This window comes from Acidiplasma cupricumulans (assembly GCF_001402935.1).
Lineage (GTDB): Archaea > Thermoplasmatota > Thermoplasmata > Thermoplasmatales > Thermoplasmataceae > Acidiplasma > Acidiplasma aeolicum.
Window position 1 is genome coordinate 1 of sequence record NZ_LKBH01000208.1, and the last position, 2,475, is coordinate 2,475.

The 2,475-nt window shown below is 35.0% G+C and carries 3 protein-coding genes; 1 reads left to right on the top strand and 2 read right to left on the bottom strand.

The features are described 5' to 3' along the window. Window positions 1-196: 196 nt before the first annotated feature. Window positions 197-1,450: a glycosyltransferase family 2 protein gene (locus tag AOG55_RS06325; protein ID WP_055041049.1), complete on the bottom strand. Its 1,254-nt coding sequence runs from the start codon at window positions 1,448-1,450 to the stop codon at window positions 197-199. A 113-nt stretch (window positions 1,451-1,563) separates the two neighbouring features. On the opposite strand from AOG55_RS06325, the gene AOG55_RS06330 reads away from it, so the two are divergent. After that, on the top strand, window positions 1,564-2,181 hold the full coding sequence (locus tag AOG55_RS06330) for a diphthine--ammonia ligase (protein WP_054963868.1): 618 nt from the start codon (window positions 1,564-1,566) through the stop codon (window positions 2,179-2,181). Here the strand turns inward: AOG55_RS06330 and AOG55_RS06335 are convergent. Further along, window positions 2,182-2,475 (bottom strand): AMP-binding enzyme (locus AOG55_RS06335; RefSeq protein ID WP_449222423.1); only part of this gene is annotated, 294 nt, incomplete at its 5' end. It abuts the gene before it with no gap.

The window sequence follows — 2,475 nt, forward strand, 5'->3', positions numbered from 1 at the left end:
ATGTACCTGTGGAGCATAGGGAATTTACGCCTGTGGAGACCTTCACCTCTGTCCCTGAAGGGATTAATATAAGCCCGTATGTAAGGATAAGTGTGGTCGATGAATCAGGAAGCCTCATTGCCTTGGCATGAGGTAGCTCACATAAAAAACAGTGGACCTGAACTGGATGTAATTTATGCCCTTAGGGAATATCATTTTATCTTGTTGCCCATTTTGATTGCTTCCAGAATGTTAAAAGTCCATAAAGATTCGCAAAGAACATTATCAGGATTCCAAGAGCACCATATGATATTGTTCTAAGCCTTTCCTTTGGTACCCTTGCCATTACAGCCATAACAAATATAGAGTTACCAGCTATTCCAAGAAAATCTATAAAGAGTTTGTTAAGAGCATAAAATATCACCGCTGGATTTCTAATTTTATGTGTCAGCTCCAGTGGAAGTATCTGGAACATAATGTGTCTTAAAAACCTGTGCAGGGTTAATGAATCATAATATCCAAAATGTATGGTCATAAAATAAAGCCTGTAAAGCAATAAGAGGAAACCGGCCACAGGCACTATGTATAAATAAAGCACATTAAATGCATAGAACCACCCGGCCTTTTTTGTTGTACCGTTGGAAAGATTTTTAAAAAAGTAGTACCATCCATTTTTTGCCCACCTGATTTGCTGATGAATAAATTTTTTAAAATTGTCCTGAGCTGATGTCTCTACTGTAACGTTGTAATCCTTAACAACCTTATAGCCATTTTTAATAAGGTAACTGGTTATCTGAATATCATCACCAAGAACGGTTTTTCTGCCCATCACATGCTTATTTTTGAATTCATCTGATAGCAAAAACGGTTTGATTATACCCGTTTTATATGTAGCACAGTTGCCCACCGCTATCATTATACTTCCATGGTATGACATTGCCCTGAATACTATCTCCCTAGTTCTTTCTATAAATTCTGATGCATATGATATTTTATTTCCATTATTTCTAATCCTGATATTAACACTAACGCCACCAACATTCTTATTAAAATATTTAAGAACATCATACACTGCATTATCTGGCAGTTCTGTATCACTGTCAAGAAACATAACATATTTTGTATTTATATGTTTGATTCCCTCCACCATGGCGGCTCTTTTTCCACCGTGCTGTTCCAGAAGAATGAATTTACCTCCGTATTCCTCTGTTATGGATTTATATGGTTCATTGCACGCATCACCGACCACAATGAATTTTACTCCCTGTGATTTAACACTCCTTAAGACATTTCTAAAAATATTTTCATCCTCATTATAAACCGGAATTAATATGGTTGCCTCAGAAATATCAGGCTTTTTATTGCTTATCTCAGGTCTGTATTTCTCTGCATAATAAACATTTAAAACATAATAAATAAATGATAGAATCGCAAGAATTGTTAAAATTAAATAAATATATATGAACCTCACAGCCTCACACCTTTAAATTTTATCTTAATATTAATACTTTTTTGCTTACTAATTGTTTTTCTTGCTTTTTAATATTAACAATAATATTATCAGCATGAATATAATCAGCCTTTATGAGATCAGTTTCACTATTTTCAGGAGGCAAGGACTCCTTCCTTTCAGCAATGATTGCCCTTGAACAGGGATATGAAATAGAGTATGGAATTACAATAATACCGGAGGAATATTCAATGATGTTTCATTATCCAAATGCAGAGAATTCACGGCATGCTGCATCCCTTCTTGGAATTAAAATAAAATACATTAGGGAGGAAGAGTTTGAGGATTATCTTGGTAGCCTTGAGAATTTGGCACTCGTTACAGGGGCAATTGCATCGGATTACCAAAAAACAAGAATTGAAAAAAATTGTTATAAAAATAATGTTATAGTATACTCGCCCTTATGGCGCCTTGATCAGGAAACGGTAATAAATGAACTTTTATTAAGGAATATAAGGGCAATGATTGTTTCAGTATCAGCCGAGGGTTTCACACAAAATGATCTGGGCAAGGAAATTAATAATGAATATTTACAGCATTTAAAGGATTTGCACAAAAAATATGGAATAAATATAGCTGGCGAGGGAGGCGAGTATGAATCCTTTGTTTTTGGTCTTTCCAATAAAACAGTGCTTCCAGAAAGAAAACATATGGTATGGAGAAATTCTGGTGGTTATTTAATATTTGAATAATCATCTGATCTTTATGCTCTTAATATCATTTAATGAGGCCTCATTTTCCAGGGTGCTTGTATCCCCATATTCTTCACCAAGATAAACGGACCTTATAAGCCTCCTCATTATCTTTCCTGACCTTGTCTTTGGAAGTGAATTCACTATGTGTATCTCTTCGGGAACCATTATTGGGCCAAGGTCATTTCTAACCTTCCTCTTTATTTTCTCTATTAATTCCGAGGATTTTTCATAGCCGTCCTTTAATGTAACAAATGCTATTATTGCATCACCCTTCACAGTATCAGGCTTTCC

What these genes read in the sequence shown, in the direction of transcription:
- AOG55_RS06330 (WP_054963868.1), top strand. Translation starts at nt 1,564, where the DNA reads ATGAGATCAGTTTCACTATTTTCAGGAGGCAAGGACTCCTTCCTTTCA.